The 13,845-nt window shown below is 65.7% G+C and carries 16 protein-coding genes; 10 read left to right on the forward strand and 6 right to left on the reverse strand.

Annotated elements, in window-relative coordinates:
- Positions 1–48: 48 nt before the first annotated feature.
- Positions 49–2,406: an LPS-assembly protein LptD gene (locus LDN95_RS14825; RefSeq protein WP_226018366.1), complete on the reverse strand. Its 2,358-nt coding sequence runs from the start codon at positions 2,404–2,406 to the stop codon at positions 49–51.
- A gap of 109 nt (positions 2,407–2,515) precedes the next feature.
- Between LDN95_RS14825 and LDN95_RS14830 the strand changes: the two genes are divergently transcribed.
- The 5 genes from LDN95_RS14830 to LDN95_RS14850 all read left to right on the forward strand — a co-directional run bounded on the left by LDN95_RS14830 (position 2,516) and on the right by LDN95_RS14850 (position 5,468).
- A complete protein-coding gene (locus LDN95_RS14830; RefSeq protein ID WP_226018367.1) occupies positions 2,516–3,991 on the forward strand; it encodes a leucyl aminopeptidase in 1,476 nt (491 codons plus the stop codon).
- A 9-nt stretch (positions 3,992–4,000) separates the two neighbouring features.
- Positions 4,001–4,150: a DUF2256 domain-containing protein gene (locus LDN95_RS14835; RefSeq protein ID WP_226018368.1), complete on the forward strand. Its 150-nt coding sequence runs from the start codon at positions 4,001–4,003 to the stop codon at positions 4,148–4,150.
- A gap of 3 nt (positions 4,151–4,153) precedes the next feature.
- Positions 4,154–4,588 carry a DNA polymerase III subunit chi gene (locus LDN95_RS14840; RefSeq protein ID WP_226018369.1) on the forward strand — a complete coding sequence of 145 codons (435 nt, stop codon included), beginning with the start codon at positions 4,154–4,156 and terminating at the stop codon, positions 4,586–4,588.
- Positions 4,589–4,680: 92 nt separating this feature from the next.
- Positions 4,681–5,103, forward strand: coding sequence for a nucleoside-diphosphate kinase (gene ndk / locus LDN95_RS14845; protein ID WP_226018370.1), 423 nt, complete (start codon positions 4,681–4,683; stop codon positions 5,101–5,103).
- A 113-nt stretch (positions 5,104–5,216) separates the two neighbouring features.
- A complete protein-coding gene (locus tag LDN95_RS14850; RefSeq protein ID WP_226018371.1) occupies positions 5,217–5,468 on the forward strand; it encodes a hypothetical protein in 252 nt (83 codons plus the stop codon).
- On the opposite strand, the gene LDN95_RS14855 is transcribed toward LDN95_RS14850, so the two are convergent.
- Genes LDN95_RS14855 through purM form a run of 3 tightly spaced genes read right to left on the reverse strand, consistent with a single transcriptional unit; the run spans position 5,465 to position 8,668 of the window.
- Positions 5,465–6,616 carry an MFS transporter gene (locus LDN95_RS14855; protein WP_226018372.1) on the reverse strand — a complete coding sequence of 384 codons (1,152 nt, stop codon included), beginning with the start codon at positions 6,614–6,616 and terminating at the stop codon, positions 5,465–5,467. The two genes, LDN95_RS14850 and LDN95_RS14855, sit on opposite strands and share 4 nt — an antisense overlap.
- A gap of 8 nt (positions 6,617–6,624) precedes the next feature.
- A complete protein-coding gene (purN, locus tag LDN95_RS14860) occupies positions 6,625–7,569 on the reverse strand; it encodes a phosphoribosylglycinamide formyltransferase (RefSeq protein WP_226018373.1) in 945 nt (314 codons plus the stop codon).
- Complete coding sequence (gene purM / locus LDN95_RS14865) at positions 7,562–8,668, reverse strand: phosphoribosylformylglycinamidine cyclo-ligase (RefSeq protein ID WP_226018374.1); 1,107 nt, start codon at positions 8,666–8,668, stop codon at positions 7,562–7,564. The genes purN and purM overlap by 8 nt, the downstream gene beginning before the upstream one ends.
- Positions 8,669–8,775: 107 nt before the next feature.
- Here purM and LDN95_RS14870 point away from each other — a divergent pair, with 107 nt between their 5' ends.
- The 5 genes from LDN95_RS14870 (at position 8,776) to LDN95_RS14890 (ending at position 12,284) form a co-directional block, all read left to right on the forward strand.
- The gene (locus LDN95_RS14870) at positions 8,776–10,074 is read left to right on the forward strand and encodes a heavy-metal-associated domain-containing protein (protein WP_226018375.1); all 1,299 of its coding nucleotides are present in this window, start codon (positions 8,776–8,778) and stop codon (positions 10,072–10,074) included.
- A 14-nt stretch (positions 10,075–10,088) separates the two neighbouring features.
- The gene (locus LDN95_RS14875) at positions 10,089–10,715 is read left to right on the forward strand and encodes a DnaA ATPase domain-containing protein (protein WP_226018376.1); all 627 of its coding nucleotides are present in this window, start codon (positions 10,089–10,091) and stop codon (positions 10,713–10,715) included.
- A 72-nt stretch (positions 10,716–10,787) separates the two neighbouring features.
- The gene (epsC, locus tag LDN95_RS14880) at positions 10,788–11,501 is read left to right on the forward strand and encodes a serine O-acetyltransferase EpsC (protein ID WP_226018377.1); all 714 of its coding nucleotides are present in this window, start codon (positions 10,788–10,790) and stop codon (positions 11,499–11,501) included.
- A gap of 29 nt (positions 11,502–11,530) precedes the next feature.
- On the forward strand, positions 11,531–11,890 hold the full coding sequence (locus LDN95_RS14885) for a DUF2794 domain-containing protein (protein WP_226018378.1): 360 nt from the start codon (positions 11,531–11,533) through the stop codon (positions 11,888–11,890).
- A 91-nt stretch (positions 11,891–11,981) separates the two neighbouring features.
- On the forward strand, positions 11,982–12,284 hold the full coding sequence (locus LDN95_RS14890) for a hypothetical protein (RefSeq protein ID WP_226018379.1): 303 nt from the start codon (positions 11,982–11,984) through the stop codon (positions 12,282–12,284).
- A 50-nt stretch (positions 12,285–12,334) separates the two neighbouring features.
- Here LDN95_RS14890 and LDN95_RS14895 read toward each other — a convergent pair whose 3' ends face one another.
- Positions 12,335–13,243 (reverse strand): SDR family NAD(P)-dependent oxidoreductase, encoded by a 909-nt coding sequence (locus LDN95_RS14895; protein ID WP_226018380.1) that lies wholly within the window; start codon positions 13,241–13,243, stop codon positions 12,335–12,337.
- Between the two features lie 125 nt (positions 13,244–13,368).
- Positions 13,369–13,845, reverse strand: a 477-nt coding sequence (locus LDN95_RS14900) for a sugar phosphate nucleotidyltransferase (protein WP_255630911.1), incomplete at its 5' end; no start/stop codon positions are given.

Below are 13,845 nucleotides of genomic sequence, written 5' to 3' on the forward strand. Positions count from 1 at the left end.
CGTCGCAAGACGGACTGTCGCCCCTGCCGAAATCATTGCGCGCCTATCCTACTTTGTGCCGATGTTGCGGAAGGCGATGCTGAGCAGGTAGGCGTTGCCCTTGTACGCATCGCCCGTGGTCACGTAATCGCGCCGCCAGGTCAGCGACAGATCGAAGCAGTCGTCGGTATAGGCAAAACCCAGCCGGTGGCGCAGCATCTGGAAGCCGTTGGACAAGTTGGTCGGGTCGGCCGACCGCGGCGTCAGGTTGGTTACGCCCGACCCGAATACCGACCAGTACCGGGCAAAGGCCACCCGCGCCGAAAAACGCAGTTCCTGCCGGTCGCGCAGATCCTCGAAGGTGGTGTCGATATCGCGGCTGAGACGCATATAGCCGATTTCGGCATACGTACGGTGGTTGCCGATCGTGGCGTCCACTTCGTTGCGGCGCAGCTTGAAGGTGTCCTTGTCGAGCCGGAACCGGTGGGTGAATTTGACCACGTCGCCAAAGCGCAGCTCGGTACGCCCGACGATATCCGACGAACGGTTGGACAGGCCGGTGCCAGCGGGGATCAGTCCGTTCTGGCTCGACAGCCGGCGCGATTGGCCGACCGTGGTCGATACGCGCCAGCCCGGCCGGTCGAGCCGCCAGTCGAAGCCGTAGGTGAAGCGCAAGCCGTCCTCGTACCGGTCATAGCCGGGGAAGCGGTTGAGCGTGAACAAGTTGGCGGTTTCAAGCTCGGTCGAGCGCGAATCCTCGTTGGGGATATCAAGATTGCGCACATGGGGTGTCGCCACGATCTGCACATGCGGGGTGAACACTTGCGTGCCGCCGAACAATTCCCCGATCAACGGCCACTTCACGTCGATAGCGGCGGTCGCGATGCCGCGAGCCTGCCAGCCCGGCGTGCCGCGATAGATGTCGGTGGTGGTCAGCGCGTTCTGCGCGCTGTGATACAGATCGCCCCGGAGCAGCGCGGTAAAGGTCACTTCCTGACCCCACGGCGTCAACTGATGGAGATCCCACTGCGCCCGGCCAAAGCCGCGCTGGGTGTCTTGCCCGGCGGTTCGGGTCAGCGCGAGGGTGTTCAACTCCAGCTCAAGCTTGCCGTCGATGCCGGGAATTTCGGTGCGGCGGCGGTATTCGAGCGAGGGCAGCGCGATCGGCACGAGCCCCTGTCGGTCCCCTACGCGAAGGGTCTGGACCGCCCAGCCAGCAAGGCTGAAATAGCTGTCGTTGTCGATCCGTTCGAGGTTGAGCGACGAGCGCAGCCGGTCGTCGCGGCTGATGTCATAGCGGCGCAGGAAGGTGCGGTCGGATGCCACCCGGCCATAACCGGTCAGGCTCCAGTTCTCGTCGAACTGAAACCGGCCGTTGGCCTCGAAATAGCCGCGAAACGCGCTGCTGCCGGTGGTAGAGGTCAGGCCGGTGGCCACATCGATCTTGCGGCTTTGGGTGACATAGCCGGTCACCTCGAAAGCACCGTTCTTGGCCAGCTGGCGATAATGTGCCTGCAGCATCGGCAGTGCCTTGGTGAACACCGTGCCGGTGAGCGCCAGATCCTTGTTGTCGGCCAGGCGCAGGTAATACGTGTCGCTGACCTCGACGCCATTGTTCGAGCCAAGCCGGAAGCTGGGGATCAGCAAGCCCGATTCGGCCCGGAAATCAGCGGTATGGCCAAGCCCCGGCAGAGGTAGCAGGTCAATCCCGAACACGCGAAGCTTGGCGCCGTAGTAGCGTACCCGCTTGTCCGACGCGCGATAAGTCACGCGAACGGCGGTGATTTCCCAGCTCGGCCGTTTGGGGCAGCCCGAATCATCCTCGACGGCGCACCCGGTATAGACGCCGTTGTGCAGCACCATGTCGCCCCGCGCGTCGCGGGTGGCCGACCGCGCCGCTAGCCGTCCGCCTTCGCGCAATGCCAGCAGCAGGTCTTCGGTCGCGCCGGCCTTCAACTCGTCGGTCAGTTCGAGCTTGTCGGTATAGAGCACGTTGCCATCGGCATCGACCAGACGGATGTTGCCCTGCGCCTCGATCGCGCCGGTGGTGCGGTTCCAGGTGACCGCATCGGCGCGCACGCTCTGGTCGGCACGGCGCATGATCACGTTGCCGTTGGCGGTGACGATCTGCGCCTTGTCGTCATAGAGCAGGCTGTCTGCCTCGAACCGGACCTGCTCGGTTGCATCCGTATTGGTGGCAACCGTGGACGGTGTCAGCTGGACGGGCCCAGTCTTGGCAGGCCCAGTCTTGGCAGGCGCAGTCTGGACAGGCGCTATCTGGGCAAGCGCCGCTTGGGACAGCGCGAGTCCCGAAAAGGCAATGGTGCCGCACAGCAGCCGCCAGCGGGAGAAATGTCCCGGCGTAAGGCGGGCGTACCGCAAGCATTGGTCAAAGGCTTGCGGCTGGGGCCGCTGATCGGATCGCATGCGCTTGCCTATCGCACCAGCGCGCCCTAACTGCAAACCAACATTTTTCGCGCTGTCAGACTGCTGCCGATCGACTTGCAGCAAGCGCGTTTCCGACAGGAGCCCACTGATGAACATCGTTTTCCGTGAAGCAGGCGAAGCCGTTCCGCGCTTGCAGGCCCGTCTGGTAGCCGAAGGCGCGCTGCCGCAAGACCTTGACCTCGCCTTGCGCGAAGGGGCGAGCGCCTCGCGGTTCACGGGCAAGCCCGGACAGGTGTTCGAGGGCTTTCAGTACCACGACGGCAGCATCGGCGGCGGGTTGAAGCGCATCGCGCTGGCGGGAATCGGCGATCCTGCGGCCACTGGCACCGCGCGCCGGGCCACGTTGGAACGCGCCGGTGGCGCGCTGACAGCGAAGTACCTGACATCGGGCGAAGCGGTGCTGGCGATCGACTTTGCCGGAGCGGCTTTGTCGGCGCAGGATGCGGCTGCGGTGTTGCTGGGCGCAAGGCTGCGCGGCTGGCGCTACGATGTCTATCGCACCAAGCTGACCGATGAGCAGAAGCCTTCACTCACCGAAATCGCAGTGTTCAACGCGCCCGCCGGCACCGAAGCGGTGTGGGCGGTCGAAGTCGCGGTGGCGCAAGGCGTCGAGTTCACCCGCGAACTGGTCACCGAACCTGCCAACGTGATTTACCCGGAAAGCTTCGTGGCGCGGGTTGAGGCGCGTTTTGCGGGCCTTGGCGTCGATATCGTGGTGCTCGACAAGGCGCAGTTGACCGAACTTGGCATGGGCGCGCTGCTCGGCGTGGCGCAAGGGTCGGTGCGGGAACCGCGTGTGCTGGCACTGCGCTGGAAGGGCAAGGCGGGCGCACGGCCGACTGCGTTTGTCGGCAAGGGCGTGACTTTCGACACCGGCGGCATCTCGATCAAGCCCGCTGGCGGCATGGAGGACATGAAGTGGGACATGGGCGGCGCTGCCGCCGTGGCCGGGGCGATGCTGACGCTCGCCCTGCGCCGGGCCGAGGCTGACGTGATCGGCGTGGTCGGGCTGGTCGAGAACATGCCCGACGGCAATGCCCAGCGCCCCGGTGACGTCGTCACCTCGCTGTCGGGCCAGACCATCGAGGTGATCAACACCGATGCCGAAGGACGGCTGGTGCTGTGCGACGTGCTGACCTGGGTGCAGCGCGAATATGCGCCCGCCACAATCGTCGATCTGGCTACGCTGACCGGCGCGATCATCGTGTCGCTGGGCCATGAACACGCCGGCATGTTCACCAACGACGATCTGCTGGCCAGCCAGCTCGATGCGGCGGGCAAGGCCAGCGGTGATGCGCTGTGGCGCTTCCCGCTGGGCGCGGCCTACGACAAGCTGATCGATTCGCCGATTGCCGACATGAAGAACGTGGGCCCCCGCTATGGCGGCTCGATCACGGCGGCGCAGTTCCTGCAGCGTTACATCGACAAGGGCGTGGCCTGGGCCCACCTCGACATCGCGGGCACCGTGTGGATCGACAAGCCCGGCGCCACCCACGACAAGGGCGCGACCGGCTTCGGCGTGCGCCTGCTCGACGCCTATGTCCGCGACGTGCTGGAGGGATAAGGGTTCCTCATGCCCAAAATGCGGCGCAAGTCCGATCTGCCGACCAAGACTTGCGCCGCTTGCGGCTTGCCGTTCACCTGGCGCAAGAAGTGGGAGCGCGACTGGGACAACGTGAAGTTCTGTTCCGACCGCTGCCGCTCAGGAAAAGCGAAAGCCTGAACCATGCGCGTCGATTTCTATCAGTTGACCCGCGATCCTGCCGAACTGGTGCTGCCGCTGATCGCGCGCAACACCATGACCGCCAACGAGCGGTTGCTGGTGGTGTCGGACGATGCCGCGCAACTGGCGCGCATCAGCGATGCCTTGTGGACGCGCCTGCCCGAAAGCTTTCTGGCGCATGGACTCGCCGGGGGTGAGCACGACACCCGCCAGCCGATCCTGTTGTCCGCCATACCCGAGCCAGCCAACGGCGCCCGCTTCATCGCGTTGGCCGATGGCGTGTGGCGCGAAAGCGAAGGCACCACCCGCGCCTTCCTGCTGTTCCCCCCCGACCGCATCGACGACGCCCGCGCCTGCTGGCGCATGCTGGGCCAGCGCGAAGGCGTGGAACGCAAATACTGGAAGCAGGACGGGGGCAAGTGGCGCGAAGGGCCGTAGGGCAAGCCTGACTTGCTCAGAACCTTGCGGCAGCGCGCGATCCCGGCTAGGGGCGCGCCCAACGAGACAACCCCCTTCGCAAGGAACATCCCATGGCGGTTACCCGCACCTTTTCGATCATCAAGCCCGACGCCACGCGCCGCAACCTGACTGGCGCGGTCACCAAGTTCCTTGAAGAAGCAGGCCTTCGCGTGGTCGCTTCCAAGCGCCTGCAACTGAGCCGCGAACAGGCCGAAGGCTTCTATGCCGTTCACAAGGAACGCCCCTTCTTCAACGACCTGGTGTCGTTCATGATCTCGGGCCCGGTGGTCGTGCAGGTGCTGGAAGGCGAAGACGCCGTGAAGCGCAACCGCGACATCATGGGCGCCACCAACCCCGCCAACGCCGAGCCGGGCACGATCCGCAAGGAACTGGCCGAATCGATCGAGGCCAACTCGGTCCACGGTTCGGATTCGGAAGAGAACGCCGCCATCGAAATCGCCTATTTCTTCAAGCCCGAAGAAATCGTCGGCTGATCGCGACCGCGTTCTCGCGCAAGTGACCAAGGGGTCGGGGGCATGCAGCCTCCGACCCCTTTTTCTTGGCGGTCAGCTGGGCTAGGCTCCGGCAAAATTCGGAGAGCGATGCGATGATGGGAATGGGCGAGGGCGCGTGCCCTTTCGAATTCAACTTCGATGAAAAGACCTTCAAGCCGGGCGACACGGTCAGCTACCGCGTGACCGGCGATTCGCTGTATGAGGGCATGCCGTTCGCGGGCGAACTGCTTGAAGTGCATGACGATCACGTCGTTATCGCGGGTGATCCCAACGATGCCAGTGTGCGCTATCGTGCCACGCGCGAAGCGCGGCCGGTGGTGCAGGTCAGCGAAGTTCTGGCCTAAGCCTGAACTGTCTGGCTGCGCCCGTACCAGCGGCTCAGCATCAGCGCCATCGTCAGCACCGCGGCCAGTCCGGCGAGGATCGGCAGGCGGAATGTGCCACCGGCCTGCAACACGCCAGCGGCGAGCAGGCAGGCCGCCGAACAGCCCAGATCCCAGCCGCCCTCGGTCGCCATGTTGAAGCGCAGCACGCAGGGCGAGCGGCGCGCCATGCCGTAAAGCGGCGTGAGCATGGCGGTGGCGGCCATCGGCGTCACCAATGCTCCCAGTGCGGTCGCGCCCACCGCCAGCCATGGGCTGCCATAGGCAGCACCCTTTAGCACCAGCGCGAGGGCCGCCGCGCCATAGGCCAGCGCCAAGGAGTGCTGCGGCCGACCGCCGTCGATGAGCTTGCCCACCAGCACGCTGCCCGCCGCAGCGGCGAGCCCCGCCACCGCGATCGCGCCGCCAAAGCTGTCGAAATGCTCGCCCAACGAGGCAAACAGCGCCAGATTCCACAGCACGACCGAGCAGCCCGCATGGAACCCTTCGTTGAGGTAGAGGGTGCGGGCAAAGTGCATGGCCTTGTGATCGAGCGTCGCGCGCGCCGGGACCGATGGGTTGGGCGCGGTCAACAGCGGGACAGCGGCCAACGCCTGAATCCCAGCGATCACGCCGAACCCGATCGCGGCGCCCGCCCGCGCAAGCAAAAGTCCACCGACGATCGGGGCGACCACGCCGACGATCGCTGCGGTCGCCTGCTGGATGCTCACCTGCCGCCCGCCTTGCGAACTGTCACCAAGGCTTGAGACGAAGGCGTGATAGCCGGTCCAGTACAGCACGCTGCCGAACCCGGAGACGAGCAGGAAAACCGCCAACAGTGGTCCGATGCCGTCGACGTGCGGCAGGATCAGGAAGCTGATCGTGCGAATGGCGATGCCGGTCAGCACCACGCTGCGCAGGCCCGCCGCCTTTGCCAGCGGCAGCACGGCGCCGCGCAAGGCAAAGCGCGACAGCAGGATCACCGCGAAGCTGGCCAGCGCGGCCGGATAGCTCATGCCCCGGCTGACGAGAAATCCGGCGATGAAGATGCCACCGCTGGCTTCGACAAAGGATTGCAGGCCAGTGTGAAAATAGACCGGGCGAAGGCGGTCGGCAGTCGCATGGGGCATCGGTTGGGTCAGAAATCCAGTATTGCGGCAAGGCGACGCGGGGCAATGGCGGCCCAACTGCGTTGCAACCAGGCGGCCAGATCATCCCAGTCGTTGCGTCCCAGATCAAGCCTGATTGCGATCCAGCCATCACCGAAATAAGCGGGCCGATAAAAGCGCTCCGGGTCGCTTTCGATCAGTTGTTCCTGCTCGTCCACGCCGCTGATCTTGACCAGCAGCGCCACGCGCCCATCGCCATGGTGATCGACCGAGACATAGGCAAATTTCTTGCCCTTGATGATGCCGAAGCAGGGCATGCCGTGGCTGACGACTTCGTCGGCCTCGGGCAGGGCCAGCGCGTGATTGCGCACTTGCTCCACGAGATGCTCGGGCGAAGTCTCGCGCGTGACCAGTTCGGCAAGGCAGCGTGGATAAAGCTGGTGTTCGGCGAACAGCACCCGGCTGGCGAGGCTCTCGGCCGTGTCACCGGGCGCGATGGCCACGGCGATCTGGCCCAGCAACGGTCCGGCATCGAGATCGACGGTCACCAGATGGACGCTGCACCCGCCGTGGCTGTCCCCGGCCTCGATCGCCCGCTGGTGGGTGTGCAACCCCGGATAGGCGGGCAGCAGCGAGGGGTGGATGTTGACCATGCGCCCTTCCCAGCGCCCGACGAATTCGGGGCTGAGGATGCGCATGTACCCGGCCAGCGCGATGAATTGCGCCCCTGCGGCCAGTACTTGCGCTTCCATCGCAGTGTCGTGCTCGGCGCGCGACAGGCCTTTGTGTGGCAGGGCAAAGGTCGGCACGCCCTCGGCCGCAGCCAGCGCAAGGCCGCCGGCCTCGGGGTTATTCGAGGCGACGAGCACGATTTCGTACGGGCAATCGGCCAGTCGACTGGCATAGTGCAAGGCGGCCATGTTGGTCCCGCTGCCGCCGATGAACACGGCAACAGGGATGCGCGGCTTAGCCAATGTGGACCGCTTCCCAGGCTTCACGCGCCGACCATGCATCGGCGCTGCCGAACACGGTGCAGCCCTTGTCGCCCGCCACGATGTCACCGATGCGCGCCACGCTTTCGCCCGCCGCGGTCAGGTCTGCCACCAGCGCGTCGGCCTGATCGGGCGAAACCGCCAGCACCATGCCGATGCCGCAGTTGAAAGTGCGTGCCATCTCGCCCGGCTCGATGTTGCCCTGCGCCTGCAGGAAGGCCATCAGCTTGGGCTGCTCCCAGCTATCGGCGTCGATCCGGGCATGCAGGCCCTTTGGCAGCACGCGCGGCACGTTTTCGAGCAGGCCACCGCCGGTGATGTGCGCCAGCGCGTTGATCCGCCCGGACCGGATGAAGGGCAGCAGCGCCTTCACATAGATTCGCGTCGGTTCGATCAGATGGTCGATCAGCAGCCGTTCGTTGTCGAACAGCGCGGGCCGATCCAGCTTCCAGCCCTTGTCCGCCGCCAGCCGACGGACCAGCGAATACCCGTTGGAGTGGACACCCGACGACGCAAGGCCGAGCAGCACGTCGCCTTCGCGCACGCGCTCGCCGGTCAATTGCTCGCCGCGTTCGACCGCGCCGACGCAGAAACCGGCCAGATCGTAGTCGCCATCGGCGTACATGCCGGGCATTTCTGCGGTCTCGCCGCCGATCAGCGCGCACCCGGCCAGCTTGCAGCCATCGGCGATGCCCGCGACCACGCGTTCGGCAACCCCGTTGTCGAGCCGGCCGGTGGCGAAATAGTCGAGAAAGAACAGCGGTTCGGCGCCTTGCACGATCAGATCGTTGACGCACATGGCGACAAGATCGATGCCGATCTGGTCATGCCGGTCATGATCGATCGCCAGTTTTACCTTGGTGCCCACGCCATCGTTGCCGGCCACCAGCAGCGGGTCTTTGTACCCCGCCGCCTTCAGGTCGAAGAACCCGCCGAAGCCGCCCAGTTCGGCGTCGGCGCCGGGCCGAGCCGTGGACTTGGCCAGCGGGCCGATCGCCCGGACAAGTGCATTGCCGGCGGCGATGTTCACGCCTGCCTGCTGATAGCTGTAACGCTGCGGAGTCTGATCGTCGGTTGCCATGGGCAGCGCGCCTAGCGCTTTCCTGCTTGGATTTCCACTTGCCTTTGGGCAAAAGCGCGCCGAAGCCGTTGGTCGTGCCCGTGCGGCCCTGTTTCTGCGGAGTTATCTTGGCCGTCCTGCGCCTCAACCGGTTGCCGAATCACCTGCCTGCAGGCCGAACGTTGCGCATTGCGGGTGCGGCGCTGGCGCTCGGCTTGGCGGGAGTGGCGCTTTACGCCCAGATCGAAGGCGATCGCGGCATCGCCCCGATTGCCAGCACCGGCGATTTCGAGGTTTCGGGCATCGACGTGAACGCCACCGGCAAGAACGCGGCCGATGCCCGCGCCAATGGCTGGCGCCAGGCGCAACGGCTGGCTTGGCAAAAACTGTGGACTCGCAATGGTATGGGCGGGGGTATGGGCGGCGGTATGGGCGGGGGCACCGCGCCCGCGCTCGATGACGGCACGATCAATGCGATGGTCTCGGCCGTGGTGGTCGAGCATGAAGAGATCGGCCCGCATCGCTACATCGCCAAGCTGGGGGTGATCTTCGACCGCGCACGCACCGGATCGTATCTCGGTATGCAGGGCCAGGTGGCCCATTCCGCGCCACTGCTGGTTATTCCCCTGCTGATTCAGGGCGGTGCGAACTCGGTTTTCGAAACCCGCACCCCATGGCAAAAGGCCTGGGCCGAATTCCATACCGGCGAAAGCGTGATCGACTATGTCCGTCCGAGCGGCGGCGGGTCGGATTCGCTGCTGCTCACCGCCGGGCAGGTTTCGCGCCGCAGCCGTACTTGGTGGCGGCTGGTGCTCGATGAATTCGGCGCGGCCGATGTGCTTATCCCGGTGGCAAGGCTTGAACGCGAGTGGCCCGGCGGACCGGTGAAGGGCACGTTCACCGCCCGATTCGGCCCCGATGACAGCTATCTCGACAGCTTCGAACTGACTGCGCCCGATGACGAGCACTTGCCCGCCATGCTGACCGAGGCGGTCAAGCGGATCGATGCGATCTATGCCCGTGCGCTGGCCGAAGGCGTGCTGCGTCCCGATCCGTCGCTCAACACCCAGCCGCAGATCGACCCCAAGCTGATCGACGCCATCGTGGCGCGACTCGGGCCGAGCCGGCCAGCAGGCCCGGCGCAGGAGGCCGCCGCCGGTGCGCCCAAGCCTGCCGCCAGTGCCACGCCGACCTCGGTGATCACCGTGCAGTTCGTCACGCCCGATGCCGCTGCCGTCGATGCCGGTCTGGCCGCCGTGCGCGGCATCCCCGGAGTGCAAGGCGCGCGCACCACCAGTATCGCGATGGGCGGCGTTTCGGTGTTGAAAGTGACCTACGCCGGTGAGCTTGAGGGTATGGCCTCCGCATTGCGCGCGCAAGGATGGAAGGTCACGGTCGGGTCCGGCGCGCTGATCATCCGCCGCTAAGGGCAGGCTAGCCCATGTCGCAGATCGCGCTGCCGCTGGTCACCGCCGCCACCGCCGAAGCCATCGTCACCGGCCCCTCGCTCGATCCGGTTATCGCTGCGCTGGGTGCAGCCTCAGACTGGCCGTTTCACACCGCTGTTCTGAGCGGCCCGCCGCGCTCGGGCAAAAGCCTGCTGGCGCGCTGGTTCGTGCAGAGCGGTGCTGGTGATGCGCTCGACGACGCCGACGCCCTGCCCGAAGACACCGTGTTCCATCGCTGGAACCGCGCGCAGGCCGATGGCCGCCCGCTGCTGCTGGTCAGCCGCCGTGCGCCGGGGGAATGGCGGGTCCACTTGCCCGATCTCGCCTCGCGGCTGGGGTCGGCGCTGCTGATCGAAATCGCCGCGCCCGACGACGCCCTGCTGCTGGCCTTGCTCGAATCGCACGCGGCCCGGCGCGGGCTGGCGCTGGGCGAGGGCGTGCTGACGTTCCTGCTGCCGCGCATCGAGCGGAGCCACGCGGCGGTCGAAGCGCTGGTCGCCACGATCGACCGGCTCTCGCTCGAACGCAAGGCGCCGGTCACTCTGGCGCTGGCCCGTGATGCGCTGGCCGAGCGGGTGCATGGTGTGGCTGATGGCAACTGGCAGCCCCGGCTGCTGTGACGGGCGGGCTGGCGATCGGGTGATTGTCTTGCCCGTACTTGCCTTGATCCCACAAAAGAGCGAGTATGGGCCATGTTCGCGAGCCTGATCGCTTATCTGGATTCCATCCGTGCGCGCGATCCTGCGCCGCGCAGCCGATGGGAAATCCTGCTTTATCCCGGACTATGGGCCGTTGGTCTGCATCGTGCGGCGCATTGGCTGTTCGAAGCGGACCTGTTCTTTCTGGCTCGTGCGGTCAATCATTTCGCGCGGTTCCTGACCGGGATCGACATTCACCCCGGCGCACGGATCGGTCGTCACTTGTTCATCGATCATGGCTTTACCGTGATCGGGGAAACGGCCGAGATTGGCGACAATGTGACGATCTACCAATGTGTTACGCTGGGTGGCACCAATCCATCCAACGGTGTGCCGGGCAAACGCCATCCGACGCTGGGCGACAACGTGATCATTGGTTCGGGCGCGCAGATTCTGGGGCCGATCACGGTCGGTCAGCGGGCGCGGGTCGGCGCCAATGCGGTCGTCACCGACGATGTGCCCGAAGGCGCGACGATGGTCGGGATCAAGGCGCGCTCGACACTCGTGCCGGTGGAAACCTGGGCCAAGGAATTTATGCCTTATGGTACCCCCTGCCGCGATCCGAGCGAGCCGGTCGGCGGCGGCCGGATCGACGAACTCGAAGCCGAAGTGGCGCTGCTCAAGGCGCAAGTCAGCGCCTTGCTGAACGAGCGCAGCGGTGGCGATGGTCCTGTATCCACCCCGCCACGCCGCAGGAGCCGCAACTGAGCACCGGCGGGCGGATCTTGGGTTCGGGCTTGGGTGATGGTTCCGGCGCGACGGTCGTGCCCTTTCCGCAAGGGGGTGCGGTCGTCCAGCAGGTCGGGTTCGAGCGCGTCGAACTGATGCGCATCCTTGATCTGTATGGGCGGATGGTCGCCGCCGGGCAGTGGCGCGACTACGCGATGGATTTCGGGCGCGACATCGCCAGTTTCTGCGCTTTCAAACGCACGGCCGAACGGCCCAGCGCGCGGATCGAAAAGCGGCCCGCTCTGCGCCAGAAACAGGGCATGTGGACGCTCTATGGCGAGGCGGGACAGGTGTTGAAGCGCGGGCATGAACTTGCCTCGGTCCTTTCCCCGCTCGAACGGCGCTTGCTCAAGGTCGTGGCAGATTAGGACACTGTGCGACCGGGCGGCCGGTAACGCTTTGATCGCGCTGGCGGCCTTTGCCTTGTTGCTGGTCGGGTGCGGAAAGCCCGCTCCGAACATGGCCGGACAACCGCAAGCATCCGTCGGCGATGATCGCATCTTGCGCGCGGTCTATCGCGATGATCGTGCCATCCTGCTGGTTGCGCTGCCTGCGCCCGGAACGTCACGAGCTCCTGTCGGGGAATGCGCCAAGCCTCTGCTGATCGACCCCGCCTCCGGGCAGGCGACAGCCATCGGTCAGGTTGAGGCGACCCGGCGGGTCACCACGATGCAACTGGTCGGCGCCACCAATGGCACATGCCCCAAATACACGCCGAAGCCACCTGCGAGGGGCGCTTGTGGATCCTTGCCGGATTGCTGAAGTGCCTTGTGTTTCAGCAATCCGGCTGGATTTTCCGGCCGTTATATGGCCTAGATTGACCCGGCGGCCTGCAGCGCAGCGAGGATCGCCTGGCTCTGTTCCGCACCCGATCCGGGGGTGGTTTCGGCGCCACGGGCGCTGATGGCGCCCCATTGTTCGGCAAAGCCTTCGACTGTGCGTTCGGCTGGCGGCAGCACCACCGGCTTGTTCATCGTGACGAACGCGCTGTGGAAAGCGCCTGCGCCCGCACCGACAATCGCGTTGGTCGGAGCATCTTCGGACACCAGATAGAGCGCTGCGGGCACGACGTTTTCCGGCGCGAACAGCTTGAACGCCTCTTCCGGCAGAATGTCTTCGGTCATGCGCGTGGCCGCCACCGGCGCCAGCGTGTTGACGCGGACGTTGTACTTGGCCCCTTCAAGATACAGCGTCTTGGTCAGTCCGGCGAGCCCAAGCTTGGCCGCACCATAGTTGGCCTGACCGAAATTGCCGAACAGTCCGGTCGATGATGCGGTCATCAGGATGCGGCCATAGGCCTGTTCGCGCATCAGATCCCACACCGCCTTGGTGGCGTTGGCCGAGCCGAGCAGGTGAACCTTGACGACCAGTTCGAAGTCTTCCGGGGTCATCTTGGTGAAGCTCTTGTCACGCAGGATGCCGGCGTTGTTGATCAGGACGTGGACCCCGCCCCACTTCGCCTTGGTCTGCGCCACCAGCTCGACCATCTGTTCGTACTCGGTGACCGAGGCGCCGTTGGAAATGGCCTCACCGCCGGCGGCGGCGATCTCCTCGACAACCTTGAGCGCGGCGTCGGAATGACCGGTGCCGTCGCGCGCGCCGCCAAGGTCATTGACGACGACCTTGGCACCACGACGGGCGAGTTCGAGCGCATAGGCGCGGCCCAGACCGCCACCGGCTCCGGTTACGATCGCGACGCGGCCCTCGAAGGAAATGGTCATGCGTGGTGCCTCCCGAAACGCTTAAGCGTGTGATTAAATCCGCTGCGTGCACTGCCATTCGTCCTGCGCCTTGGCAAGTCGCAATACCCGGACAGCAGTTGGCGGAGCAGGTTTGGCGGGCCGATTTATTGGTTCGTTGCGCCGGTCAGTTTGCCGACGGCTTGTGCGCCTGCCGGGGTGGCTACCAGCACCTCATCGCCGTCGACCACCACGATCAGATCGCTGGCGCCGACCACCGACACGCGCGGGCCGTCGCTGCTGACCAGAACGTTGCGGCAGCCCAGCAGTTCCGCGCGGCCCTTCCCGGTGTTGTGCACCGCGTTGCCGTCCGCGTCGCTCGGCAGTGCCTCATGCAGCGCCTGCCAGTTGCCGATGTCCGACCAGGCCATCGTCGCTGGCACCATCGCGGCGCGCGCGGTGTTTTCCATCACCGCATAATCGACCGATTCGCTCTCGATCAGCGCGAACGCTTCGGGATCGGGGTGAAAGCGCTGGCCATCCTCATGCCCTTGCGCCACCGCCGTCTGCACCGCAGCGAACAGCGTCGGGCGATGCGCCGCCAGTTCGGACAGGAAGAACCCGGCGCGGAAGGCAAAGATGCC

This window comes from Novosphingobium sp. FKTRR1, from assembly GCF_020404405.1.
Classification (GTDB): domain Bacteria; phylum Pseudomonadota; class Alphaproteobacteria; order Sphingomonadales; family Sphingomonadaceae; genus Novosphingobium.

What these genes read in the sequence shown, in the direction of transcription:
- LDN95_RS14825 (WP_226018366.1), bottom strand. Translation starts at nt 2,406, where the DNA reads ATGCGATCCGATCAGCGGCCCCAGCCGCAAGCCTTTGACCAATGCTTG.
- LDN95_RS14830 (WP_226018367.1), top strand. Translation starts at nt 2,516, where the DNA reads ATGAACATCGTTTTCCGTGAAGCAGGCGAAGCCGTTCCGCGCTTGCAG.
- LDN95_RS14835 (WP_226018368.1), top strand. Translation starts at nt 4,001, where the DNA reads ATGCCCAAAATGCGGCGCAAGTCCGATCTGCCGACCAAGACTTGCGCC.
- LDN95_RS14840 (WP_226018369.1), top strand. Translation starts at nt 4,154, where the DNA reads ATGCGCGTCGATTTCTATCAGTTGACCCGCGATCCTGCCGAACTGGTG.
- ndk (WP_226018370.1), top strand. Translation starts at nt 4,681, where the DNA reads ATGGCGGTTACCCGCACCTTTTCGATCATCAAGCCCGACGCCACGCGC.
- LDN95_RS14850 (WP_226018371.1), top strand. Translation starts at nt 5,217, where the DNA reads ATGATGGGAATGGGCGAGGGCGCGTGCCCTTTCGAATTCAACTTCGAT.
- LDN95_RS14855 (WP_226018372.1), bottom strand. Translation starts at nt 6,616, where the DNA reads ATGCCCCATGCGACTGCCGACCGCCTTCGCCCGGTCTATTTTCACACT.
- purM (WP_226018374.1), bottom strand. Translation starts at nt 8,668, where the DNA reads ATGGCAACCGACGATCAGACTCCGCAGCGTTACAGCTATCAGCAGGCA.
- LDN95_RS14875 (WP_226018376.1), top strand. Translation starts at nt 10,089, where the DNA reads ATGTCGCAGATCGCGCTGCCGCTGGTCACCGCCGCCACCGCCGAAGCC.
- epsC (WP_226018377.1), top strand. Translation starts at nt 10,788, where the DNA reads ATGTTCGCGAGCCTGATCGCTTATCTGGATTCCATCCGTGCGCGCGAT.
- LDN95_RS14890 (WP_226018379.1), top strand. Translation starts at nt 11,982, where the DNA reads ATGGCCGGACAACCGCAAGCATCCGTCGGCGATGATCGCATCTTGCGC.
- LDN95_RS14895 (WP_226018380.1), bottom strand. Translation starts at nt 13,243, where the DNA reads ATGACCATTTCCTTCGAGGGCCGCGTCGCGATCGTAACCGGAGCCGGT.